This is a genomic window from Streptococcus devriesei DSM 19639, from assembly GCF_000423725.1.
Taxonomy (GTDB): Bacteria; Bacillota; Bacilli; order Lactobacillales; family Streptococcaceae; genus Streptococcus; species Streptococcus devriesei.
The window spans coordinates 187,524-211,943 of the sequence record NZ_KE384084.1; the positions used below are offsets into that span (position 1 = coordinate 187,524).

A 24,420-nucleotide genomic window follows, 5' to 3' on the forward strand; every position below is an offset into this window, starting at 1 on the left:
AGTAAAATCAAGCTAAAATCAAAGAGTTAAGCACCGGCTTAACTTTTTTTCTTCATTTCTCCGTGCGGGTAATAGGTTCCCTCCGGCATATCGTTTATAAAGACATGAATCGCCTCCTTAGGCGCTTTGGCAACACGGGAAACAACCTCAGTGACCTCACGGGCAAGTTCGATTTTTTGTTCTTCTGTGCGACCTTCAAATAAATCAATTTTAACAAATGGCATAAGTTTTCTCCTTTATTTAAGATACTAAGGGCGTGTCAAATCCGTATAAAAATAGGAAACGGACGCTGTGTCGCTAAGACACAAGGACGTTTATCTTTTTTACTAGGATTTTAGCCCGTGTTCAATTAATAGTTGATACCTTTATTTTAGCATATTTTCAAAGAGATGGCGCCCCAAATTCCTTTTTAATTTATGAAAACTCAGTGCGCCTTTTTTGCTTTTATGGTAAAATAGATGAGATACTAGTATGAGATGAGGTTAACAGTCTTGGCGCAGTTGTATTATAAATACGGGACTATGAATTCAGGGAAGACGATTGAAATTTTAAAGGTTGCTCATAATTATGAAGAGCAGGGCAAACCCGTTGTTATAATGACCAGCAGCCTTGATACGCGCGATGAATTTGGTGTTGTCTCAAGCAGAATCGGTATGCGGCGCAAAGCAACTCCTATAACAGATGATATGGACATTTTTGCCTATATTGACAGCCTGAAAGACAAGCCTTATTGTGTCTTGATTGACGAGTGCCAGTTTCTGAGCAAAAAAAATGTTTATGATTTAGCTAGGATTGTTGATGAGCTAGGTGTTCCGGTAATGGCTTTCGGTCTGAAAAATGATTTCCAGAATCATTTGTTTGAAGGCTCGCGCGAATTGCTGCTGATGGCCGATAAGATCGAAGAAATTAAGACAATCTGCCAATTTTGCTCTAAAAAGGCGACCATGGTGCTGAGAACTCAGGACGGCAAGCCTGTTTATGAGGGGGAGCAGATCCAAATCGGCGGCAATGAAACCTATATCCCTGTTTGCAGGAAACATTATTTTCACCCGGTTACAGGTGATGGCTGCTAAAGCAGCTCAGCACCTGATGCCATTTCCTATGGGACAATGTCTAAACCGTGCATTTGGCTGATGGAAAGGCAAAATTATCGTTTGCTTTCTTCAGCCGTCCACCCGGTTACAGGTGATGGCTGCTAAAGCAGCTCAGCACCTGACGCCATTTTTAGTAGGATACTGATTTAGTTATTTATGTTATGAAAAAGGAGAATCGTTTAAGAATATGAATATTTACGACCAATTGCAGGCTGTTGAAGATCGTTACGAAGAGCTGGGTGAATTGCTCAGTGACCCGGATGTGGTCAGCGATACCAAGCGCTTTATGGAACTCTCGCGCGAAGAAGCCTCTACCCGAGAAACGGTAGCGACCTATCGCGAATACAAACAGATTATCCAAAACATTGCTGATGCAGAAGAAATGATTAAGGACGCCGGCGGCGATTCTGAACTTGAAGAAATGGCTAAGGACGAGCTGAAAGAGTCCAAGGCAGCTAAAGAAGACTATGAAGAAAAACTTAAGATTCTCCTTTTGCCTAAGGACCCCAATGATGATAAGAATATTATCCTAGAGATCCGCGGGGCTGCCGGCGGTGATGAAGCGGCGCTTTTTGCCGGAGATCTTTTGAATATGTATCAAAAATATGCAGAAAGTCAGGGCTGGAAGTTTGAGGTAATGGAGGCTTCAACTAACGGTGTCGGCGGTATCAAAGAAGTCGTTGCCATGGTGTCCGGACAGTCTGTCTATTCTAAATTAAAATACGAATCCGGTGCTCACCGGGTTCAACGGGTTCCCGTCACAGAAAGTCAGGGACGTGTGCATACTTCAACAGCGACTGTTCTGGTGATGCCTGAAGTTGAAGAAGTGGAATATGAAATTGATCCTAAAGACTTGCGTGTGGATATTTACCATGCTTCCGGTGCCGGCGGTCAAAATGTCAATAAGGTAGCGACGGCTGTTCGGATTATCCACCTGCCAACCAATATTAAGGTTGAAATGCAGGAAGAGCGGACGCAGCAGAAAAACCGTGATAAGGCTATGAAAATTATCCGTGCCCGTGTGGCAGACCATTTCGCTCAGATTGCTCAGGATGAGCAAGATGCCGAACGTAAATCTACAGTCGGTACAGGCGACCGCTCTGAGCGCATCAGGACCTATAATTTCCCGCAAAATCGTGTAACCGACCATCGAATCGGTCTAACCCTGCAAAAGTTAGATACCATTTTAGCTGGGAAATTAGATGAAGTGATTGATGCCTTGGTCCTTTATGACCAAACACAAAAACTGGAAGAGCTGGGCAACTAATGAACTACGCTCAGGCTTTTGCTCAGTATGAAGCGGACTTAATAGCTATCGGTGAGGAAAAAGAAGGCCTAGCTTACGTCTTTAACGAGTGGAAGAATTGGAGTAGGCTTGACTTTATCTTACATCAGCCTCGGGAAATACCGGAAGCTGATCTCAGACAGTTAGACAGGATTACCAAGCTCTTAAAGCAGCACCTACCTGCTCAGTACATTGCTAAAAAGGCCTATTTTGCGGATTTGACATTAACTGTTGATGAACGCGTCCTCATTCCGCGTCCTGAAACTGAGGAGCTGGTGAATCTGATTTTGGAGGAAAATTCAGATGAATCATTGACAGTTTTGGATATCGGAACCGGCAGCGGCGCTATTGCTCTTGCCTTGGCTAAGGCGAGAGCAGGCTGGCAGGTGAGCGCCAGCGATGTTTCTAGGGAAGCATTACTGTTGGCTCAGGATAATGCCAAGGCCAATCAGGTGACAGTAAATTTCCCGCATTCAGATGTTTTCAGCCAGATTTCAGACAAATACGATATCATTGTCTCCAATCCGCCTTATATAGCGTTTAAGGATAAGGACGAGGTCGGTCGAAATGTGCTGCTGCACGAGCCGCATTTAGCACTGTTTGCTGATGATGATGGCTTGGCTGTTTATCAAAGAATCGCTGAAGGTGCCGGAAAACATTTGACAGCAGGCGGTAAGATTTACTTGGAAATCGGCTATAAACAGGGATATCCAGTCTCCCAGCTCTTTCAGCAGCATTTCCCTGATAAGCGTGTCCGTTTGCTGCAAGATATGTTTGGCAAGGATAGAATGGTTGTGATTGATGATGGATAAGATTGAGAAGGCGCTTCTGGATGGACAGGCTGTTATTCTGCCGACAGAAACAGTCTACGGTCTTTTTGCCAGAGCTCTGGATGCTGAAGCCGTTGCAAATGTCTATGCTCTCAAAAAGCGGCCGCCGGAAAAGGCCATGAATTTGAATGTCTCATCTTTAGAAGAGATTCTGGCCTTTTCGAAAGAGCCTCCTGCCTATCTGGAAGCCCTCTATAAGGCTTTTTTGCCGGGCCCTCTGACCATTATTTTAAAAGCTAACGAAAGAGTGCCGGCTTGGGTAAATTCCGGTCTGCCAACAGTTGGTTTTAGGGTTCCCAGCCATCCTTTGACGCTGGCTTATATTAAAAAAACAGGTCCTTTGATCGGTCCGTCTGCCAATTTGTCCGGTCAAGCCAGCGGTCTGGATTATGCCAGTGTTCAAAATAGTTTTCAGCACCGGCTGCTGGGCATTCAGGATGATGAAGCGATTGGAAGAGTTGATTCGACGATTTTGGATATTTCAGGTCCCATCGCTAAAATTTTGCGGCAGGGAAAGATTACACAGGCTGATATTGAGGCACATGTGAATGCTATTAAATTTTAAGGAGAAAGTATGATTTTTGATAAAGAGAACTATGAAGTATATGATGCAGAAGTATGGGAAGCCATTCATGCCGAAGAAAAACGACAGCAAAATAATATTGAACTGATCGCTTCTGAAAATGTGGTTTCCAAGGCTGTCATGAAAGCACAGGGCTCCATTTTAACGAATAAATATGCCGAAGGCTACCCGGGACGCCGCTATTATGGCGGAACAGAATGTGTTGATGTGGTCGAAAGTTTGGCTATTGAACGTGCTAAAAAGCTTTTTGGTGCTCAATTTGCCAATGTTCAGCCGCATTCCGGCAGTCAGGCTAATGCTGCAGCATATATGGCATTGATTGAGCCCGGAGACACTGTTATGGGGCTTGATCTGGCTGCCGGCGGACACTTGACGCACGGATCACCTGTCAGCTTTTCAGGGCAAACTTATAACTTTGTTGCCTATAATGTCGATCCTGAAACAGAATTATTGGACTATGACCAAATTTTAGAGCAGGCCAAAGAAGTTCAGCCTAAACTGATTGTTGCGGGAGCGTCTGCTTATTCACGTGTGATTGATTTTGCTAAATTCCGCGAGATTGCAGATCAAGTCGGAGCTAAACTCATGGTTGATATGGCACATATTGCGGGTCTTGTCGCAGCAGGTCTGCATCCCAGCCCTGTACCTTATGCCCATGTGACAACGACGACAACTCACAAGACACTTCGTGGACCGCGCGGCGGCCTTGTTTTGACTAATGACGAGGATTTGGCTAAAAAGATTAATTCTGCCATTTTCCCTGGTTTGCAGGGCGGTCCCTTAGAGCATATCGTTGCTGCTAAGGCCATCACTTTCAAGGAAAATATGGATCCAGCCTTTAAAGTTTATGCGCAGAATATTCTGGATAACTGTCAGGCTATGGTTGAGGTATTCAATGAACATGACAAGTTCCGCGTTGTATCCGGAGCCAGTGAAAATCATCTGTTCCTTGTTGATGTGACGCAGGTCGTTGAAAACGGAAAAGTAGCACAGAACATCTTGGATGATGTCCACATTACCTCAAATAAAAACTCTATTCCATTTGAAAAACTGTCGCCTTTCAAAACGTCAGGCATCCGTATCGGAACAGCAGCAGTAACAGCTCGCGGCTTTGGTCCTAACGAATGCCGTAAGGTTGCTGAGCTCATTGTCAAAACCCTTGAAAATACTGATAATGAAGCTGTTTTAGAAGAAGTCCGTCAGGAAGTCAAGGTGCTGACAGATGCCTTCCCGCTCTATGAGAACCTCCTATGATGGATTTATATTTAAAGAAGATTCTCATTCATCAGTTCAGTCCGGATGATACAGAACTAAGATTTTCAGACACATTTTTGACAATAACGCCTAATCTTGACGAGTATTTTCGAAAGAAATTGAGCAGGGTCTTTTCTGATGAAGCTAAGCGAGGGAAATTTGAGGACGACAATGTTTTTCTCAGCAATCTCAGTGATGATTTTTTAGAAAGCTCAAAGAAAATCGCCCAGCTGTGGAAAGAAGAATTTGTCATCAGTGACAGTCAAAAAACCAATGATCTGATTTTTATACAGTTTGATAAGGAAGGAATTGAGCACTTTGCCTTTTTGCGCCTGGCTTTAAAAGAAAGTTTAGCGCATATTACAGATGGCAGTGGCAGTCCTATTCGCCTGACTCAGAATAATCTGCCCAGTGCCGCTCAAACGCCGGATGAAGCCCTTGTTATCAATCGGCAAAACAAGCAGTATTACCTCATTGAAAAGCGCATTAAGCATAACGGCTCTTTTGCAAATTATTTTTCTGAAAATCTGCTGCAGGTTGAGCCTGAGCAGTCGGTTAAAAAATCCATCAAAATGATGGAAAAAACAGCGCAAAAGGTAGCTGATAACTTTAATCAGGATGATTTTGCCTTTCAATCGAAAATGAAATCAGCCATTTATAAAAATTTGGAAGAGGATCAAGAATTATCTCCGGAAAAATTAGCCGACCAGCTGTTTGATTCTAATCTGACAGCCAGGCTCACCTTTGTTGATGAATTGAAAGAGACAATTCCTGAACCGATTAAAGTGGCCGATATTGACCATTCCCGCCAGATAAAGAAATTGGAAAGTCAAAAGCTGTCGCTCTCAAACGGGATTGAGCTTTTAGTTCCCAACAATGTTTATCAGGATGCCGAATCAGTTGAATTTATTCAAAATCAAAACGGGACCTATTCGATTTTGATCAAAAATATTGAAGATATACAAAGTAAGTAATATGAAAAAAAAACTACTGACAGTCATTCTTTTAGGTCTTGTGCTGTTTATCGGCTATCAGGCTTTTACGACCTATCAGGATGTCAAAAATGTTCTTGCCTATCGCCCTATGGTAAGGGAAATTTTGGATGAAAATGACACCAAAACCAATGAAAATTTGGTGCTGGCCATGATTTACACAGAAACCAAGGGACGTGAAGATGATCTGATGCAATCCAGTGAAAGTTCGACCGGCATCGCAAATACCATTACAGACAGCCGCGAAAGCGTTCGGCAGGGAGTGATGGTCTTATCAGAAAATCTGGAAGAAGCTCAGAAGAAAAACACAGATGCCTGGACAGCGGTTCAAGCCTATAATTTTGGTAAAAACTACATTGCTTATATTTCTAAAAACGGCGGCAAAAGCACCATCAAGCTGGCTAAACGCTACTCTAAAGATGTTGTGGCCCCCAGTCTGGGAAATAGAAGCGGAGAAACCTATCGTTATTATAATTTTGTCGCTCTCTTTTACGGCGGCGGTGAACTCTATAAAGATGGCGGCAACATTTATTATGCCAAGCAAGTCAAACTTAATCTTGCTTTGATTAAGTTTGTCAGTGCTTTTTAAAAGAAAGTGAGCTGAGGATGAAGCACTTGTTTATATACTTTAAAGGCTATCTCAAAGAAACCGTTCTAGGCCCTCTGTTTAAGCTCTTAGAAGCTTCTTTTGAACTTTTGGTCCCTTTAGTTATCGCCAGAATGGTGGACAGCTACATCCCTCATAATGACAAAAATCATCTCTATTTGATGATTTTCTTTCTTATTTTGCTGGCTTTTTCTAATATTATTGTAGCTATCATTGCTCAATTTTATTCTGCCAAGGCAGCGGTGGGCTATACAAAGCAGCTCAGCCGCAGCTTATTTGAAAAGATCATGCGCCTGCCCAAGGAAAGACGGGATCAGCTGACGACTTCAAGCTTAGTCACACGGCTGGTCAGTGATACTTTTCAGATTCAAACGGGGATCAATCAATTTTTACGCCTTTTTCTGAGAGCTCCGATTATTGTTTTTGGTTCTGTCTTAATGGCCTTTTTCATCAGCCCAAGAATTACCATTTGGTTTTTCCTCATGGTTTTTGTGCTTTTTGCTCTGGTTTATTTGATGTCTGTTGTGGTCAATCCGCTGTATGGCAAGATTCGGCGTTTAACGGATAAAATAGTTGGGCTGACACGCGAACAATTAGAAGGAAGCCGTGTTATCCGTGCTTTTGGCCAGGTAGAAGCAGAAGAACAGCATTTTCAAGAGACCAATCAGGCTTATACGGATTGGCAGATTAAAACAGGCTATATTGCAACTTTAATAACACCTTTGACCTACCTGGCAGTCAATGCAACCTTGATTGTCGTTATTTGGCAGGGACAGATAGCTATTTCAGGCAATCATTTAAGCCAAGGGATGCTGATTGCCTTGGTTAATTACCTGCTGCAAATTCTGGTTGAGCTCCTGAAGCTGACCATGCTGGTTTCTTCTTTAAATCAAAGTTTTATCAGTGCTCGAAGAATTGCTCAGGTTTTTGAACAAAAAGATGAGGATATAGCAGCACCCTTGCCTGCTCAGTCAGCGGCTGATGATACCCTTGTCACGGTCAAAGAAATGACTTTTTCTTATCCTCAGGCAGCTAAGGCAGCCTTGAAAGATATTTCGTTTACCGTTCATAAAGAGGAATTTTTCGGCATTATCGGCGGAACAGGTTCCGGCAAGTCCAGCCTGATTCAGCTCTTGCTGCGCCTTTATTTGCCCCAACAAGGCCAGGTAACTGTCTTTAATGACGGCAGAAGCGCCCGTACCATTAAAGAATGGCGGGATTGGGTCAGCCTTGTCCCGCAAAAAGCAGAGCTGTTTAAGGGAAGCATTCGCTCTAATTTAACGCTCGGTCTGGATAAGGAAGTAGAGGACAAGGAACTCTGGAAAGTGCTTGATATGGCACAGGCGAGTAGCTTTGTCCATCAAAAACCAGGTCAGCTGGATGCACAGGTAGAAGCCTTCGGCCGAAATTTTTCAGGTGGACAGAGACAGCGGCTGACGATTGCCAGAGCTTTGCTGCATGACAGCCCCCTGCTAATTTTAGATGATGCAACTTCAGCGCTTGATTTTTTGACAGAAGCAAAGCTTTTAGCTGCTATCAAAAAAAATCTGAAAAAAACAGCCTTAATCATGGTTTCTCAAAGAACCAACAGTCTTTCAAAAGCAGACCATATTTTAGTGCTGGATCAGGGTAAACAAGTTGCACTTGCCAGCCACCAAAAGCTGCTGGAGACCTGCCCGCTTTATCAGGAGATTCACTATTCGCAGCATCCAAGAGAGGAGGGTATCCAATGAAAGCAAGAAATAACAGAGATACCCTCAAACGTTTGACAGCCGGCATGCTGCAGCAAAAGCTGCTGGTGGCTGGTGCCCTGCTTGGAACATTTATCCAAGTAGGTTTAACTGTTTATCTGCCGGTGTTAATCGGCCAGGCTGTTGATGCTGTCGTTGCTAAAAATGTTCACGAAGTCCTGCCGATGATTTTAGGCAAGATGATTTTGGTGGTTGCTTTTAACACCTTAATTCAGTGGATTAATCCCCTTATTTACAATCGACTGGTCTTTGGCTACAGTCAAAAATTGCGGCAAGAACTGATTGAAAAGCTCTACCGCCTGCCTCTGTCTTATCTGGACAGCCACTCTGCCGGCGACTTAGTCAGCCGAATGACGACAGATGTCGAACAGCTCTCAAATGGTTTATTGATGGTCTTTAACCAGTTCTTTGTCGGACTTCTGACGATTTTGCTGACGATTTTGACCATGGCTGAGCTGGATCTTTTGATGATGGTTCTGGTATTAGCCCTGACGCCGCTTTCTTTGTTTGTGGCCCGTTTTATCGCTCAAAAGAGCTATCATCTTTATCAAAGCCAAACAAAAGCCAGGGGCGCTTTTACGCAGCATATTGAAGAAAGTTTGCGGCAAGAGAGTCTCATTCAGACCTTCAATGCTCAGGAGCAGTTCATCAGTACCTTTACCGACCTCAATGAAAAATATGCCAGCTATTCACAGGGCGCCATCTTTTATTCATCAACGGTCAATCCGGCTACACGCTTTATCAATGCCTTAATCTATGCCCTGTTAGCCGGTATCGGAGCTCTGCGGATTATCAGCGGGAATTTCACCGTCGGACAGTTAACCACTTTTTTGAATTATGTCACTCAGTATACCAAACCTTTCAATGATATTTCCTCTGTGCTGTCAGAATTGCAAAGCGCTCTGGCTTGCGCTGAACGCCTATACATGGTATTGGACGAAGAAGAAGCCAGAGATGAAGGACAGAAAGAATTGAAAAGTCAATCTGTCAAAGGAGCGATAGCTTTTGATAATATCAGCTTTGGCTACAATAGCAGGCAGACCTTAATTAAAAATTTGTCTGTCACTATTCCTCAAGGCTCTAAAGTCGCAATCGTCGGCCCGACAGGAGCCGGTAAATCAACCTTGATCAACTTGCTGATGCGGTTTTATGAGCTGCAAGACGGTCAGATTCTTTTAGATGGGATACCGATAACAGCCTACAGTAAAGCCTCTTATCGGCAGCAAATCGGCATGGTTTTGCAGGAAACGTGGCTGAAAACAGCTACTATCCTTGAAAATATCGCCTTTGGCTATCCTGAGGCCAGCCGTGAGCAGGTCATTGCTGCAGCCAAAGCGGCCAATGCTGATTTCTTTATCAAACAGCTCCCTCAAGGCTATGATACCTATCTGGCGGATGCCGGTGAATCTCTGTCCCAAGGACAGCGGCAGCTTTTGACCATTGCTCGGATTTTTGTCCATATTCCTAAAATCCTGATTTTGGATGAAGCAACATCCTCTATTGATACGCGTACAGAAATTCTGGTTCAGGAAGCCTTTGAAAAATTAATGAAACATCGAACCAGCTTTATCATTGCTCACCGCCTATCCACCATTCAGAGCGCAGATCTTATCTTAGTTATGGTAGAGGGCACTATTGTTGAACAAGGTACTCACAAGGACCTGATGAAGCAGCACGGCGTCTATTATCAGATGCAGACTGCCCAAGAGCATATTAGTAATTAGTAAAAGTACCCGAGAGTCAAACTCTCAGGTACTTTTTGTTTTCGTTATAATGACTGGCAATTAGCCGATAAAAGCGTTGATTTCGTTTTCAATAGCAGCAATTTTATCTTCAGCATCTGCCAATGAGCTGCCGACAGTTGCAATGTAGAATTTGATTTTTGGTTCTGTTCCTGATGGGCGCACAGCAATCCAAGAATCATCTGTTAATGTGTATTTCAGCACATTGCTTGGAGGTGTTGTCAGTTTCTCAACACCGGCAGCAGTGGTTGCTGTTTGTGCCTGGAAATCCTCTGTTTTGGCAATAGCAGTTGCATTAAATTGGCTAGGACCGTTGTCACGGAATTTGTCCATGATTTTCTTAATTTCAGCAGCCCCGTCAACACCTGACAAAGTAACTGAAATGGTCTTTTCGGCAAAGTAGCCGTATTCTTTGTAGATTTCTTCAATTCCATCAGCCAGAGTCAACCCGCGCGAGCGGTAGTAGGCAGCGATTTCCGCAACGATCAGGACAGCCTGAATCGCATCTTTATCCCGTACGAACGGCTTAATGAGGTAGCCAAAGCTTTCTTCAAAGCCAAACATATAGGTGTGATTGTGATGGTCTTCAAATTCCTGAATTTTTTCGGCGATGAATTTAAAGCCGGTCAGGACATTGAACATGGTCGCACCGTAGCTTTCAGCAATTTTAGTGACTAATTCGGTTGATACGATAGACTTGCAAAGTGCCGCATTGGCAGGCAAAGTTCCGGCTGTTTTATGTGCTTCAAGGATATATTTGGCAATAATGGCACCGATTTGGTTGCCGGATAGGTTCTTGTAAGAGCCATCGGCCTGACGGATTTCAACACCGAGACGGTCAGCATCCGGGTCAGTTGCAACGAGAACATCGGCATCAACCTGACGTCCAAGTTCTTCAGCCAAGGAGAAAGCTTCTTGATTTTCTGGATTTGGCGATTTGACAGTTGAAAAATCAGCATCCGGAACGGCTTGGGCTTCTACAACCTGAACGGATTCAAAACCAGCCTGAGCCAAAGCCCGGCGAGCCAGCATTTCACCTGTACCGTGAAGCGGCGTATAAACAATTTTCATGTCTTTGCCGTAGTCATCAATCAATTTTTGGTTGATGTTAACATCCTTAACTTCCTTAAGGTATTCACTGTCAACAGCTTCCCCGATGACTTCAATCAGTCCGGAAGCCTTGCTTTCTTCTAAGTCAGCTAATTCAATCGTGAATGGATCGTCAATAGCACGGATAAAATCTGTCAGAGCATCAGCATCAGCTGGCGGCATTTGACCGCCGTCTTCGCCATAGACCTTGTAGCCGTTAAACGGTGCAGGATTATGACTGGCTGTTACCATGATTCCTGCAAATGTCCCTAAATGGCGCACAGCGAAAGACAGTTCAGGTGTCGGGCGCAGCGATTCAAAGACATAGGCCTTGATACCGTGCTTGGCCAAAACTTGCGCTGATTCAAAAGCAAATTCCGGAGAGAAATGGCGAGAATCATAGGCGATAGCGACACCGCGTTTTTTAACAGCTTCACCTTTGGTTTCGATTAATTTTGCTAAGCCTTCTGTTGCCTGACGAACAACATAAACATTAATGCGGTTAGTACCGGCACCAATAAGCCCTCGCATGCCTGCAGTACCAAATTCAAGATTTGTGTAGAAAGCATCTTCTTTGGTTTTTTCATCCATTGCAGCCAGCTCTTCGCGAAGATAGGCAGGAAGGTCAGCGTAATCGAACCATTTTTGATAAGTTTCTTGATAAGCCATAATAATGCAAAGCTCCTTTTTGAAAATTTCCGTTAAATTGTTTAACCGCTTTCATTATACCACTTTCACTAAAAAAAATCACGCTTTCACGTGATTATTTTTTCAGTTTTAGCAATCGGGGAACAATGACTGCAGTCAAAGCCGCAGAAATGATTAACTCAATAATAGAGTTTGCAGAAACAATACTGGCCAGCATGGCTTGAATATTGCCGCCGTAAACAGAAGCAAAGAAAACGAAAATTCCGGTAAGGACGAAAACAGTATTTGTTGCCGAACCTACAGCACCGGCCAAGATAAGCCCAACATTATTTTTCAGCAGCTTGTAGACGAAATAGGGGAAAACGCCAATAAGAATTCTGGGAACCAAGGCCACAATCAAAGAATTCAAATTACCGTGCTCCACAAAGGGCGAAAAAAGATAGCTGGTCGGCAGCAGGATGATACTGTTATTGACAACACTGATAAGCCCCATTAAGCCGCCTAAAATGGCTCCGATGCGGGGACCGTAAACGATAGATGCAATGATAACCGGAATATGGACAATAGTGGGTTTAATGGGAACCGGCCACAAATTAAAAATAAAGCTGGAAAGTAAATGGATAATCAGCATCACCGCAAAAAAGATAGCAATAACAGCAACATTAGATGATGTTCTGTTTTTATTCATAGGTTCTCCTTAAAAACATAAAGTAGTTTTAGTATACAGGTTTACTGTAATTCTGACAAGCCTTTCAATGAAGTTTATAACGAACGTTCCGTTTTTTGGATGATGACCTCCAAATCTGCCAGCGCGCCGCGGCCAACATCACCGCAGGCCAGAAGACTGGAACGAGGCTCGATTTCCTCATAGCCAAACTGTTTAAGCATGTCTATATTACGCTGTGTAGCGGGATTGTCATACATTTTGGTATTCATTGCAGGAGCAAATAGTTTTGGCACTTCCGGCGGCAGCGCTAAAGCAACACTGGTCACCATATTATCAGCAAAGCCGTGGGCTAAATGAGCAATAGTATTGGCAGATGCCGGAGCCAGCAAAAATAAATCAGCTTTTTTGGCCAACTCGATATGGTTAATAATCTGCGGATCGTCCTCTTTCATCACATCAGTATGGACGGGGTTTTTTGACAAAACCTGCAGCGTTAAGGGTGTGATAAACTGAGTTGCAGCTTTGGTCATTAAAACATTGACATTATAGCCTAATTTTGTCAGCTGATTGCTTAAATCAGCAGCCTTATAAGCCGAGATGCTGCCGGAAACAGCCAGCAATATGGTCTTAGTCATTTTCAGTCACCTTCTCAAAAATTAAATCAGCAATTTCAGCCTTTGTCTGCGCTTTGTAGGCCTTAGTCTTATCTAAGAGATAAGCTGTGTGCTGCTCAGCTGAAATTTGGGTTAAATCATTAGCCAGAACATAATCCATTTGATTAGCATTCAGACTGGTGCGTGCAACCTGAAAGAGCTCTTTTTTATCAACATCGACCAAAAGTTTAAAGCCGATTAACTTTATAGAGGGATTCCACTTTTTGACTAAGCTGATAACTTTTGGAGTCTTTTTTAGAAAAAGCACCTGATAGTCTGCTTGGGATGAGATTTTGCTCTGTGTATTTTGTTTGGTCAAAAACTGAGTCAGATCGTCAGCATGCTCAACCTCTTCTAAATCTGTCATATAAACAGGCGTATAGTCAGACACCGCCATGCTGTGGATTAAGACATCGTGTGTTTTAACCAAAGGCTCCAAAGTTTCAATCAGACTGGCAACCGTTGAGACTTCCAGGATTGAAAGTCCTTCTTGCTTAGGAGGTTTTACAGCAGAAGCAGTAGTTACTAAGGTTACTTGGTGATGCGCTGCCAGAAATCGCTCTGCTATTTTTTTCCCTAGGCGGCCTGTGGAGTGGTTGGTAATTCCCCTTACTTGGTCAATTTTTTCAGTTGTTCCGCCGGATGTAATCAAAATTTTCATAGTGTTATTTTACTGTAAATTTAAGATTTAGTAAATCAAAAAAGATTGTGAGAAAAATTCTGTTCAAAACCGATTGACAGCTGGAGCAATTTTCAAAATCAGTGTAAAATCCGAACATTATTAATTATCTATCTAAATAAAGTGCGTTTTTTATTATTCTTTGTTATAATAAAGAAAAAATATAAATGGGAGCTATCATGAAAACGGATATTGAAATCGCACAGAGTGCTGAACTGAAGCCCATCGCTGAAGTGGTTAAGCCATTGGGAATTGACTTTGACGACCTCGAACTTTACGGCAAATATAAGGCTAAATTGACCTTTGATAAAATCAAGGCGGCTGAAAAAAACACTCCCGGAAAACTGATTCTGGTGACTGCTATCAACCCAACTCCGGCCGGTGAAGGGAAGTCAACTGTAACTATCGGACTTGCGGATGCTCTCAACAAAATAGGCAAAAAAGCGATGATTGCTATTCGTGAACCCTCTTTGGGTCCGGTCATGGGAATCAAGGGCGGTGCTGCCGGCGGCGGCTATGCTCAAGTCCTGCCCATGGAAGATATCAATCTGCATTTCACAGGCGATATGCACGCGATCACGACAGCTAATAACGCTCTCTCAGCGATGATTGACAACCATCTGCATCAGGGAAATGAATTGGGTATCGATCAGCGCCGCATTATTTGGAAACGTGTCCTTGATCTAAATGACCGTGCTCTGCGTCATGTAACTGTAGGATTGGGCAGTCCGATCAACGGCATTCCGCGCGAAGATGGTTTTGACATTACGGTTGCTTCTGAAATCATGGCTATTCTTTGTCTGGCAACAGATCTTGAAGACCTTAAGAAACGTCTGTCTGATATTGTCATCGGTTATCGCTATGACCGAACTCCGGTTTATGTCCGCGATCTGAAAGTGCAAGGGGCGCTGGCGCTGATTCTGAAAGAAGCGATTAAGCCTAATTTGGTACAAACTATTTACGGAACACCGGCCTTTGTTCACGGCGGGCCTTTTGCCAATATTGCTCATGGCTGCAACTCTGTTCTGGCAACTTCAACAGCCCTGCGTCTGGCTGACTATACTGTAACAGAAGCCGGGTTCGGTGCTGATTTAGGTGCTGAAAAATTCCTTGATATCAAAACACCTAATCTGCCTGCAAGTCCGGATGCCGTTGTTATTGTCGCCACAATTCGTGCACTTAAAATGAATGGGGGCGTTGCTAAGGACGCTTTAGGTGAAGAAAATACAGCTGCCGTAAAAGCAGGTTTTGCCAACTTGGCCCGTCACGTTGAGAATATGCGCAAATACGGCGTGCCAGTAGTAGTAGCCATCAATGAATTTGTGACTGATACCGCAGAAGAAATTGCTCTTTTACGAGACCTGTGTGCTGAAATTGATGTTCCTGTTGAGCTGGCAAGCGTCTGGGCCAAGGGAGCCGAAGGCGGCGTTGAGCTGGCAGAAACGATTGTCAAAACAATTGATGAGAAACCGGCTCACTATACACGTCTGTACGACAATGATTTAACCGTTGAAGAGAAAATCACTACAATCGCCCGTGAGATTTACCGAGCAGACAAGGTTGTCTTTGAAAAGAAAGCTAAAACTCAGATTACACAAATTGTTAAAAACGGCTGGGACAAGCTACCGATTTGCATGGCCAAAACTCAGTACAGTTTTTCCGATGATCCCAGCCTCCTAGGGGCACCGACCGGCTTTGATATCACCATTCGTGAATTAGTTCCTAAATTAGGAGCCGGATTTATCGTTGCTTTAACAGGTGATGTGATGACCATGCCCGGACTTCCTAAAAAGCCGGCAGCGCTTAACATGGATGTAGCCCCTGACGGAACAGCCCTTGGATTATTTTAAGGGCAATTAAACAACATTTCATTTAAAGAGAGCGGACTGAATCCCATTTCAGTTCGCTCTTTCTTAAACTTTTGAAAAATCAAGAAAAGGTGCTCAGAGTGTAGACAAACTCCCAAAACTAAATTCTTTCTAAAATTTCAACATAGAAATAGTATCACTTTCCATTTTTATAAAATGATATAGAAACGATCAAAGCCTAACCCGATACTTTCCAATGTAGCAAAAGAGGCAGAAACATTGAGTTTCTGCCTCTCGGAGATTTTGAGACCTAGGCTCAAAATCTAGGTATGGAATTCCGAAGGAAGTCGCTACCGTCCGTGCTACCTAAGGAAAGTATTATAATAAAATATTACTTTTTGAGAAAATAGACTTTCTCTTCACTCTCGGTGCTGTCACTTGTTTTCTTGATTTTAAAAAACTTGAAACATTATTTTTCCCTATTTTTCTGGAAAATATGATAGAATAACGGTTCAAACCAATAAAGAAAGTAATACAATGAAAAAGAAACAGTTACTTATCAGCTTGCTGACAGCTCTTGCAGTGGTTTTGGCTCTTTTTTGTTATCGAAGCTGGGCAAATCCCCTAAATAAAGCTGATTATATCCAGTCAAGAACACCGACAATTTTCTTTCATGGCTATGGCAGCAGTGACCATGCAGAAACCCATATGGTAGAAGCCGCCAAAAGTGCCGGTGTCACAAAAACGGTTATCCTTGCCAACGTTGATCGAAATGGAAAGGTTACTTTAGCCGGAGACATCCCTAAAAATGCTGTCAATCCGATTGTTAAGGTCAATTTTGAAGATAACCGCAACACTGATTATGCTGTTGACGGCCGCTATGCCAAAGCTGTTGTCCGTAAGCTGCAGGCCGTTTATCATTTCAAGAAAATGAACATGGTAGGGCATTCCATGGGCAATATGGCTATTCATTTTTACCTGCTGGCTAACGCTCAAAATAAAAAACTTCCTCAGCTGCAAAAACAAGTTGATATTGCCGGGCATTTTGATGGTATTAGAGGCTATGAGCTGCCAGAGGGGCTGACCGTAGACAGCAAAACAGGACGTCCCAATAAGATGACCGCGGCTTATCAGCGCTTGCTGAAACTGCGCGAGCGTTATCCCAAAAACCAAGTGCATGTTTTGAATCTGTACGGCGACATAGGTGATGGTTCTGATGGGTTAGTTACCAATGAGTCTTCTCGCACACTGAAATATCTCATTGCTGACCGAGCGAAATCGTATAAAGAGCATCGCTTTACCGGCGAGTTAGCAAGTCACGGTAAATTACATGAAAATCCTCAGGTAGATAAGATACTGATTGATTTCCTCTGGGGAAAATAGAGTTTTATTACTGGAAAAGAAACACACCAACTTGATGATTACTCTCGTTGGTGTTTTTTTATGGGACAAGCAGGGGCATTGGCTATAGTTTTTAACTATATATCTGTATGAGAAAAATATAATTTACAACTATATACTCCCTTGGTAAAATAGCCTTATCAAAACAAACGAGGTAAATAAAATGACGAAAAAATATTTTGAACATGTCGGTTCTTTTCTTCGCCCGGCTGAATTAAAAGAAGCCCGCCAAGCATTTGAAAGCGGAAAAATTTCTCGAGAAGAATTGACGGCCATAGAGGATCGCTTAATCACAGATTTAGTGGATAAAGAAGTCACTGCCGGACTTGAAAAAGTAACAGATGGAGAATTTCGGCGTGCGAACTGGCATGTGGACTTTTTCTGGGGATTTGACGGTATTGAACGTTCTCAGTATGGCCAAGGGCTCTTGTTTCAAGGGGTTGAAACCAACGATGATTCAGCAGTTGTCAGTGGAAAAATCCGTTTTGTAAAAGATCACCATCCATTTATCCAGCATTATCGATTTTTAAAGAAACTGGCAGACGAACGCGGTGTAGAGGCTAAAATAACCATACCCGCTCCCGCTCAGTGTTTAGTCGAACTGCAAAGGGGCAAAAATATCGAACAAGCCTTGGCTGTCTATCCTGACCAGCAAGAACTCATTGAGGATTTAGCAGCAGCTTATCATCAGGCTATCCTTGCTTTTTATGAAGAAGGTGCCCGAACTGTCCAATTGGATGACTGCACCTGGGGTATCATCATGGATGATGATTTTTATAAGACGGTTACCAAAGGAGAAGTAGACAAGGACGCTATTCGCGAAGGCCTTCTTTACATTAATAACAAGGCTTTGGAAAATCTTCCGGATGATTTAACCATCAACACTCATATTTGCCGCGGCAATTATCAATCAACTTATGCGACCAGCGGTCCTTACACAGCTGTTGCTGAAACACTGTTTGGACGTGAAAATGCCACATCCTATTTTCTGGAATATGATACTGATCGAGCTGGCGGATTTGAACCTTTAGCAGCTTTTAAAAATCCTGATAAGGTGGCTGTACTGGGACTTATTACTACCAAAGACGGCCAATTGGAAGATAAGGAGGCTATCATCAAACGCATTCGCGAAGCTCAAAAGGTTTTGCCGCTGGACCAACTTTGGCTGGCCACACAGTGCGGCTTCGCTTCGACCCAAGAAGGTAACCTTATCACCGAACAGGATCAGTGGAAGAAGCTGGCTCTGGTAAAGGAAATTCTCGACGAAGTTTGGGGATGATGGGGTATTACAAACCAAAGACCCTCTGAAAATTTTCAGAGGGCCTTTGGTTTGTTTTACATTTTACCGCGCTGCAGCAGTCTATTCCTATATGCTCACTGGGTAAACGTCCGTTTCTTGGATCATTTCTCTTCAGTTTTGTAGATAGTGTACAAAACCCAATTTTGATTCTCGCTTTTTTCAATTTTAGAAAAGCCAATGCTTTTTAACAATTTACTCAACTCATGAGTTGTGCGATAGGCTGTCATGTGATAATTTAGTTTATCTTTTTCGGAGGCAACGATTAAAGCGGAATGGTTAGACATGACTCGGTAGATTTCTTGAAAGCCCTTTTTCAAATCTTCCCAAAAAAGATGGGTCTGAATGGCAAACACAAGATCAAAATAATCATTTTGATAGGGTAGGGATTCCACATTTCCAATCCTAAGCCGGACACTGCCATTTTGTACCGAATCTGAATTCATCCGTTTTGCGGTTTGATAAGATTCCTTGGAAATATCTATTCCATCGATTTCAAGGTGTTTATTTAAAGCAAGAAGGTTTTTGATGGTGCTGCCTCCGCCATAGCCGACTTCTAAAATCCGGCTATGATCTGGGACAGTCGTCTGTCTGATTGCCCAAAGGCTGAGCTCCTTAAAATAGGAAGACCAGATTTTGGTAATCACTCGGCCAACAGCACCACTAGGCCTTTTAGCTTGGTTAATAAGATATTGAGTAAGCATGTAAAACACACCTCCTTTTTTGCAAAAAATTTGAAATATTAATAGATAAAATTCAAACTTTATTATATAGAAATCAAGGAATAATGTCAAGAAAAATGAAATATAAGTTAATATATTTCAAAGTTGTGCTATAATTGATAGTAATGAGGTATTCAAATGAATCAATATCAAAAAACAACCCAGAAAAAGAAGCGAGCTATTATTCAAGCAGCTCTGCATTTGTTTAAAGAAAAAGGTTTTAAAGAAACGAGTATAAAGTCTATTGCAAAAGCAGCAGAAGTATCTCCTGTTTCTATCTACAATTATTTCGAGAGCAAAGACAATCTGGTAGCTCTGTGTGTTAATGAATTGTTTGAAGAAATTACACAGGAAGCTGAGAGTATTTTAACCGCTGATGAAGATTTCAAAACAAAATTACATCAGGCTTTAGCGCTGTGTCAGGAAAAAATGAGTCAGCAGATTTCTGCCTATTTCAAAGAAAAAACGATGAAAGATCCCACTTTTTCAAAACTGCTGACGAAAGCGATTGCTGCTAAAAAACGTGAGATTTATCGTTCTTATATTAAGCTGGGAAAAGATGAAGGTGCTATTGCTAAGGAGTTGTCAACAGAGCTTATATTAAATATTATGGAAGCTCTCAATAATATCGGAAACCAGTTATCCGATAGTGAGAATTTAGAGAGAGAAGTTGAGCAAATTCATCGGATTTTTTTGTATGGAATCTTTGGAGAAATTTGAAAATTCAACCACCACTTTTCTGTTGAATTTGAACAGCCTAAAAACCCCATCAGAAATAATTTTCTGATGGGGTTTTAACGGGGAACCAAATCATTTTAGTTCTATTTTCACATTTTATAACACTTAGAAATGCTGTTAAACCAACCATTTCACTTCAAATTAGTTTAGTCATTTATTCCCACTCAACCGTTGCCGGCGGTTTGCTGGTGATATCGTAGACAATGCGGTTGACGTGGTCAACTTCATTAACAATGCGAACAGAAATTTTTTGAAGAACATCCCAAGGGATACGGGCGAAGTCTGCTGTCATACCATCGATAGATGTAATAGCCCGAATGGCGATAGTATAGTCATAAGTGCGGCCGTCTCCCATAACACCGACCGACCGAACACCTGTATTGACTGTGAAATACTGCCAGATGTCTCTGCTCAAACCTGCTGCAGCAATTTCTTCGCGGAGAATAGCATCGGATTCACGGACGGTTTCTAATTTTTCTGCGGTGATTTCTCCCATGACACGGATAGCAAGACCCGGTCCCGGGAAAGGCTGGCGCCAGACAATTTCATCAGGCATACCAAGGGCAGTGCCAAGTGCCCGGACTTCATCTTTGAAGAGTGTGCTCAAAGGCTCAATCAGCTCAAACTGCATATCTTCCGGCAGACCGCCGACATTATGGTGTGATTTGATGGTTTGAGCTGTTTCGGTACCTGATTCGATAACGTCTGTGTAGAGTGTTCCCTGAGCAAGGAAATCAACACCCTTGAGTTTGCTGGCTTCATCATCAAAGACATAGACAAATTCATTGCCGATGATTTTTCGTTTCTTTTCGGGATCTTCCACACCGGCTAAAAGGTCTAAAAAGCGGTTTGAAGCGTCAACTCGGATGATATTGAGACCGAATTTGCCGCCGAGCATTTCCATAACCTGGTCGCCTTCACCTTTGCGAAGCAAGCCGTGGTCAACAAAAATACAGGTCAGCTGATCACCGATAGCCCGCTGCAAAAGAACGCCGACAACCGATGAGTCAACTCCGCCCGAAAGTCCCAAAAGAACCTTGCGGCTGCCTACTTGCTCACGGATTTTTTGAATTTCCATATCGATGAAATTATCCATCGACCAATCTCCCTTGCCGCCACAGATGTTAAGGGCGAAATTGCACAGGATATCATTGCCGTAAACCGAATGCCGGACTTCAGGATGAAACTGGATGCCAAAAATTTTCTTGTCGGTATTTTCAATAGCAGCATAAGGGCAGTCTGTCGAATCACCGATAAGACGGAAGCCCTGAGGAATCTCAGTAACAGCATCACCATGGCTCATTAAAACAGTCTGTTCTTTAGGTGTTCCTTTAAAGAGCTCTGAATCAGCTGCTAAACGAAGAAGCGACTGACCGTATTCGCTGTTTCCGGTCTGACCGGCCGGAAGGACCTTGCCGCCGAGTTTATCTGTCAGCAGCTGCATGCCGTAGCAGATTCCAAGAATGGGAATGCCGAGTTCAAAAATACCCTCATCAATTCCAAAGGCATTATCAGCATAAACAGAATTCGGTCCCCCGGATAGGATAATACCGATGGGGTTGATAGCCCGAACTTCATCAGCTGTGATTCTGTGGTTTCTCAATTCTGAGAAGACACCAAATTCACGAATGCGACGGGCAATAAGTTGATTGTACTGACTGCCGTAGTCAAGCACAATGATTTTTTGAATGTCTTTAATGTCAGTCATTGTCTCCCTTTCTTTCACTGTTTCACTAGGCCAGCTAGCAAAGACATAATCACTTTATTTTAGCATAATTTGCAGGATTTGACAGCAGATTTTCAGAAAAACCTTGCCAGATCAGCTTGCCTTAGTGCTCAAGTGCTTTTGCAAAAGGTCTGCAATTTTGGTAACATTAGTACAAAACGGTTTTACGGATAAGGAGAGAGGATGTTACCAGCTTATATTCGGATTCATGATCAAATCAAAAAAGAAATTGATGAGGGGCTGTGGAAAATTGGCACCCGTCTTCCCAGTGAACGCGATCTGGCAGATCGCTTTGAAGTCAGTCGGATGACGCTTAGGCAGGCTGTCACTCTGCTCGTTGAGGAGGGGATTTTGGAGCGGCGTGTAGGAAGCGGGACTTATGTTGCCAGCAGCCGTGTCCAAGAAAAGATGCGGGGAACAACCAGCTTTACTGAAATTGTCAAATCACAAGGCAAAACACCTTCAACGAAAGTCGTTTCCTATAAGCGGGTACACCCGAGCGAGCAGGAAATTAAATTTTTGGACGTTAAGCCCAACGCCTACGTGATTCGGATGGAGCGTGTGCGGTATGCGGACGACATTCCCGTTGTCTTTGAAGTAGCAGCAATCCCTGAAAAAATTATAAAGAATTTCAAAAAAGAAGACATTACCAAACATTTCTTTCAGACCCTGACAGATAACGGCTTTGTCATCGGTAAGAGCCAGCAGACTATTTCGGCCAGCAATGCCAGCGAAACGACTGCGGATTATCTGGCGATTTCGCGCGGTCATGCGGTTTTAAGCCTGACACAGATTTCCTTTTTTGAAGATGGCAGGCCGTTTGAGTATGTCCGCAGCCAGTATGTCGGCGATCGTTTTGAATTTTATCTAGAGAATAAGTAGAGTAAGTATAATGGCAGCAAAAGAAAAAATGGTCAGCAATCCTCGCTATCAAAAAGTAGCTATCGGAATTGCTCAACGCATTGTTGATGGTAAATTTCCTCTGGGGCAAAAATTAAAATCCCGTTCAACCCTTTCCAGTTATTTCAATGTTTCTCCCGAGACCGCCCGAAAGGCGATCAATGTACTGGCTGATTTAGACATTGTTTCAGTCAGGCAGGGAAGCGGGGTTGTTGTCGTTTCCAGGGACAAGGCAATTGAATTTTTAGAGCAGTTTGAGGCCACTTCAGGTTTACGGGAAATCAAACAGAATATTCAAGCCAGTCTGACAAGACAAAAAGCAGAGCTGGAAGCGATGGAGGAGATGGTTGAGGTCTTTTTATCGCAGGCCAGTCTGATCCGCAAGAAATTTCCCTTTGAACCGTTTGAGTTAGTTCTTAACAGTGAGAGCCCTAATCTGGGCAGAAGCTTAGCCGATTTGAATTTATGGCATCAAACAGGAGCGACAGTCGTAGCTTTGAAAAGCCAAGAAGAGCTGCTTTTGTCACCGGGGCCCTATGCTACGGTCAGAAAAGGCGATACTCTCTACTTTGTCGGTGACGACCGCTCTTTCTCTCGGATGAAAAATCTTTTTGACATCTTATGAAACAATAATTTAATCAACATTGCAGGTATCTGCCTGCCTTTCTCTTTGACATACTGACCATATAACTATATAATAGTGTGGTCAGTTGATTTTTGGAAATAGATTAGAAATGAGGGATATACTTGAACAAACTTGAAGTCAAGCATCTCACCAAAATTTTTGGTAAAAGGCAAAAAGCAGCGCTTGAGATGATCAAAAAACAAAAAAGCAAGACAGAAATTTTAGAACAGACAGGCGCTACAGTGGGTGTCTATGATGTCAGTTTTGATGTCAAAGAAGGTGAAGTTTTTGTCATCATGGGACTTTCCGGCTCGGGTAAATCAACCTTGATTCGGCTTTTAAACCGTTTAATCGAACCGTCCTCAGGAGATATCTACATCAACGGCAGTGATATATCTAAGATGAATGCCGAAGAACTCCGTGAGGTCAGACGGCATACACTGAATATGGTTTTTCAAAGCTTTGGACTTTTCCCTCACAAGACCATTTTAGAAAATACAGAATTCGGCTTGGAGCTGAGAGGTGTTCCCAAAGAAGAACGGGTGGAGTTAGCTGAGCGCGCTCTGGATAACTCAAACTTGCTGGCTTTTAAAGACCAGTATCCTAATCAGCTTTCGGGCGGTATGCAGCAGCGTGTTGGTTTGGCGCGTGCTTTGGCCAACGATCCTGAAATTCTTTTGATGGACGAAGCTTTCTCCGCCTTGGATCCTTTGATCCGTAAGGAAATGCAGGATGAACTTTTAGACTTGCAGGAAAAGGTTCAAAAGACAATCATCTTCATCACTCACGATTTAAATGAAGCGCTGAGAATCGGAGATCGTATCGCCCTGATGAAGGACGGTCAAATCATGCAGATTGGCACTGGTGAAGAAATTCTGACCAAGCCGGCTAATGACTTTGTCCGTGAATTTGTTGAAGACGTTGACCGTTCTAAGGTGTTAACGGCTCAAAATATTATGATCAAGCCGCTGACAACTGTTATTGAAGTTGACGGTCCTCAGGTAGCCCTGACCAGAATGCACAATGAAGAAGTCAGTATGCTGATGGCTACTGACCGCCGCCGGCAGTTAGTCGGATCAGTCACTGCAGAAGCAGCCATTGAAGCAAGACGCAAAGGTCTTTCTTTGGCTGATGTCGTTGACCGCGATGTGCGGACAGTTTCTAAAGATACTGTTATTACAGATATTATGCCTCTGATTTATGATTCAGCTGCACCAATCGCAGTTACAGACGATAACAACCGGCTTTTAGGTGTTATTATCAAGGGCCGTGTTATCGAAGCTCTCGCTAACACGAAAGATGATGATGCAGAAGGAGGGGAAGAATAGT

Annotated in this window: 23 protein-coding genes; 16 read left to right on the top strand and 7 right to left on the bottom strand. The window is 43.0% G+C overall.

Features of this window, described 5'->3' with window-relative positions:
• Positions 1-38 precede the first annotated feature (38 nt).
• Complete coding sequence (locus tag G573_RS0107015) at positions 39-224, bottom strand: 4-oxalocrotonate tautomerase (RefSeq protein WP_027976047.1); 186 nt, start codon at positions 222-224, stop codon at positions 39-41.
• 267 nt (positions 225-491) lie between these two features.
• Between G573_RS0107015 and G573_RS0107020 the strand changes: the two genes are divergently transcribed.
• The 9 genes from G573_RS0107020 to G573_RS0107060 all read left to right on the top strand — a co-directional run bounded on the left by G573_RS0107020 (position 492) and on the right by G573_RS0107060 (position 10,120).
• On the top strand, positions 492-1,073 hold the full coding sequence (locus G573_RS0107020; protein WP_027976048.1) for a thymidine kinase: 582 nt from the start codon (positions 492-494) through the stop codon (positions 1,071-1,073).
• A gap of 208 nt (positions 1,074-1,281) precedes the next feature.
• Complete coding sequence (gene prfA / locus G573_RS0107025; RefSeq protein WP_027976049.1) at positions 1,282-2,361, top strand: peptide chain release factor 1; 1,080 nt, start codon at positions 1,282-1,284, stop codon at positions 2,359-2,361.
• Entirely contained in the window at positions 2,361-3,191 is an 831-nt protein-coding gene (gene prmC, locus G573_RS0107030; RefSeq protein WP_027976050.1) for a peptide chain release factor N(5)-glutamine methyltransferase, read from the top strand. Before prfA ends, prmC begins: the two co-directional genes overlap by 1 nt.
• On the top strand, positions 3,184-3,774 hold the full coding sequence (locus tag G573_RS0107035) for an L-threonylcarbamoyladenylate synthase (RefSeq protein WP_027976051.1): 591 nt from the start codon (positions 3,184-3,186) through the stop codon (positions 3,772-3,774). The genes prmC and G573_RS0107035 overlap by 8 nt, the downstream gene beginning before the upstream one ends.
• 9 nt (positions 3,775-3,783) lie before the next feature.
• Positions 3,784-5,046, top strand: a complete 1,263-nt coding sequence (gene glyA / locus G573_RS0107040; RefSeq protein ID WP_027976052.1) for a serine hydroxymethyltransferase — start codon at positions 3,784-3,786, stop codon at positions 5,044-5,046.
• Positions 5,043-6,020 (top strand): nucleoid-associated protein, encoded by a 978-nt coding sequence (locus G573_RS0107045; protein WP_027976053.1) that lies wholly within the window; start codon positions 5,043-5,045, stop codon positions 6,018-6,020. The genes glyA and G573_RS0107045 overlap by 4 nt, the downstream gene beginning before the upstream one ends.
• Position 6,021: 1 nt before the next feature.
• Positions 6,022-6,627 (top strand): lysozyme family protein, encoded by a 606-nt coding sequence (locus G573_RS0107050; protein WP_027976054.1) that lies wholly within the window; start codon positions 6,022-6,024, stop codon positions 6,625-6,627.
• A 17-nt stretch (positions 6,628-6,644) separates the two neighbouring features.
• Positions 6,645-8,378 (top strand): ABC transporter ATP-binding protein, encoded by a 1,734-nt coding sequence (locus G573_RS0107055; RefSeq protein WP_027976055.1) that lies wholly within the window; start codon positions 6,645-6,647, stop codon positions 8,376-8,378.
• Positions 8,375-10,120 (top strand): ABC transporter ATP-binding protein, encoded by a 1,746-nt coding sequence (locus G573_RS0107060; RefSeq protein ID WP_027976056.1) that lies wholly within the window; start codon positions 8,375-8,377, stop codon positions 10,118-10,120. The genes G573_RS0107055 and G573_RS0107060 overlap by 4 nt, the downstream gene beginning before the upstream one ends.
• Positions 10,121-10,180: 60 nt before the next feature.
• On the opposite strand, the gene G573_RS0107065 is transcribed toward G573_RS0107060, so the two are convergent.
• The 4 genes from G573_RS0107065 to G573_RS0107080 form a co-directional block, all read right to left on the bottom strand.
• Positions 10,181-11,896, bottom strand: coding sequence for a phospho-sugar mutase (locus G573_RS0107065; RefSeq protein WP_027976057.1), 1,716 nt, complete (start codon positions 11,894-11,896; stop codon positions 10,181-10,183).
• Between the two features lie 94 nt (positions 11,897-11,990).
• Entirely contained in the window at positions 11,991-12,563 is a 573-nt protein-coding gene (locus G573_RS0107070) for an ECF transporter S component (RefSeq protein WP_027976058.1), read from the bottom strand.
• Positions 12,564-12,637: 74 nt separating this feature from the next.
• A complete protein-coding gene (gene coaC / locus G573_RS0107075) occupies positions 12,638-13,177 on the bottom strand; it encodes a phosphopantothenoylcysteine decarboxylase (protein ID WP_027976059.1) in 540 nt (179 codons plus the stop codon).
• Positions 13,170-13,856: a phosphopantothenate--cysteine ligase gene (locus G573_RS0107080; RefSeq protein WP_027976060.1), complete on the bottom strand. Its 687-nt coding sequence runs from the start codon at positions 13,854-13,856 to the stop codon at positions 13,170-13,172. The genes coaC and G573_RS0107080 overlap by 8 nt, the downstream gene beginning before the upstream one ends.
• Positions 13,857-14,053: 197 nt before the next feature.
• Between G573_RS0107080 and G573_RS0107085 the strand changes: the two genes are divergently transcribed.
• The 3 genes from G573_RS0107085 (at position 14,054) to G573_RS0107095 (ending at position 18,362) form a co-directional block, all read left to right on the top strand.
• Positions 14,054-15,724 (top strand): formate--tetrahydrofolate ligase, encoded by a 1,671-nt coding sequence (locus tag G573_RS0107085; RefSeq protein WP_027976061.1) that lies wholly within the window; start codon positions 14,054-14,056, stop codon positions 15,722-15,724.
• A gap of 495 nt (positions 15,725-16,219) precedes the next feature.
• On the top strand, positions 16,220-17,065 hold the full coding sequence (locus tag G573_RS0107090) for an alpha/beta hydrolase (protein ID WP_027976062.1): 846 nt from the start codon (positions 16,220-16,222) through the stop codon (positions 17,063-17,065).
• A 181-nt stretch (positions 17,066-17,246) separates the two neighbouring features.
• A complete protein-coding gene (locus G573_RS0107095; RefSeq protein WP_027976063.1) occupies positions 17,247-18,362 on the top strand; it encodes a 5-methyltetrahydropteroyltriglutamate--homocysteine S-methyltransferase in 1,116 nt (371 codons plus the stop codon).
• 122 nt (positions 18,363-18,484) lie between these two features.
• On the opposite strand, the gene G573_RS0107100 is transcribed toward G573_RS0107095, so the two are convergent.
• Positions 18,485-19,084: a class I SAM-dependent methyltransferase gene (locus G573_RS0107100; protein WP_027976064.1), complete on the bottom strand. Its 600-nt coding sequence runs from the start codon at positions 19,082-19,084 to the stop codon at positions 18,485-18,487.
• A 156-nt stretch (positions 19,085-19,240) separates the two neighbouring features.
• Here G573_RS0107100 and G573_RS0107105 point away from each other — a divergent pair, with 156 nt between their 5' ends.
• Positions 19,241-19,822, top strand: a complete 582-nt coding sequence (locus tag G573_RS0107105) for a TetR/AcrR family transcriptional regulator (RefSeq protein WP_027976065.1) — start codon at positions 19,241-19,243, stop codon at positions 19,820-19,822.
• 172 nt (positions 19,823-19,994) lie between these two features.
• Here the strand turns inward: G573_RS0107105 and guaA are convergent, their stop codons facing one another.
• The gene (gene guaA / locus G573_RS0107110; RefSeq protein WP_027976066.1) at positions 19,995-21,548 is read right to left on the bottom strand and encodes a glutamine-hydrolyzing GMP synthase; all 1,554 of its coding nucleotides are present in this window, start codon (positions 21,546-21,548) and stop codon (positions 19,995-19,997) included.
• A gap of 201 nt (positions 21,549-21,749) precedes the next feature.
• On the opposite strand from guaA, the gene G573_RS0107115 reads away from it, so the two are divergent.
• From G573_RS0107115 to G573_RS0107125, 3 genes are all read left to right on the top strand, one after another.
• Positions 21,750-22,448, top strand: coding sequence for a GntR family transcriptional regulator (locus G573_RS0107115; RefSeq protein WP_027976067.1), 699 nt, complete (start codon positions 21,750-21,752; stop codon positions 22,446-22,448).
• Positions 22,449-22,458: 10 nt separating this feature from the next.
• Positions 22,459-23,091: a TrkA C-terminal domain-containing protein gene (locus G573_RS0107120; protein WP_027976068.1), complete on the top strand. Its 633-nt coding sequence runs from the start codon at positions 22,459-22,461 to the stop codon at positions 23,089-23,091.
• A gap of 122 nt (positions 23,092-23,213) precedes the next feature.
• Positions 23,214-24,419, top strand: a complete 1,206-nt coding sequence (locus G573_RS0107125) for a quaternary amine ABC transporter ATP-binding protein (RefSeq protein WP_027976069.1) — start codon at positions 23,214-23,216, stop codon at positions 24,417-24,419.
• The last annotated feature ends 1 nt before the right edge of the window (position 24,420 follow it).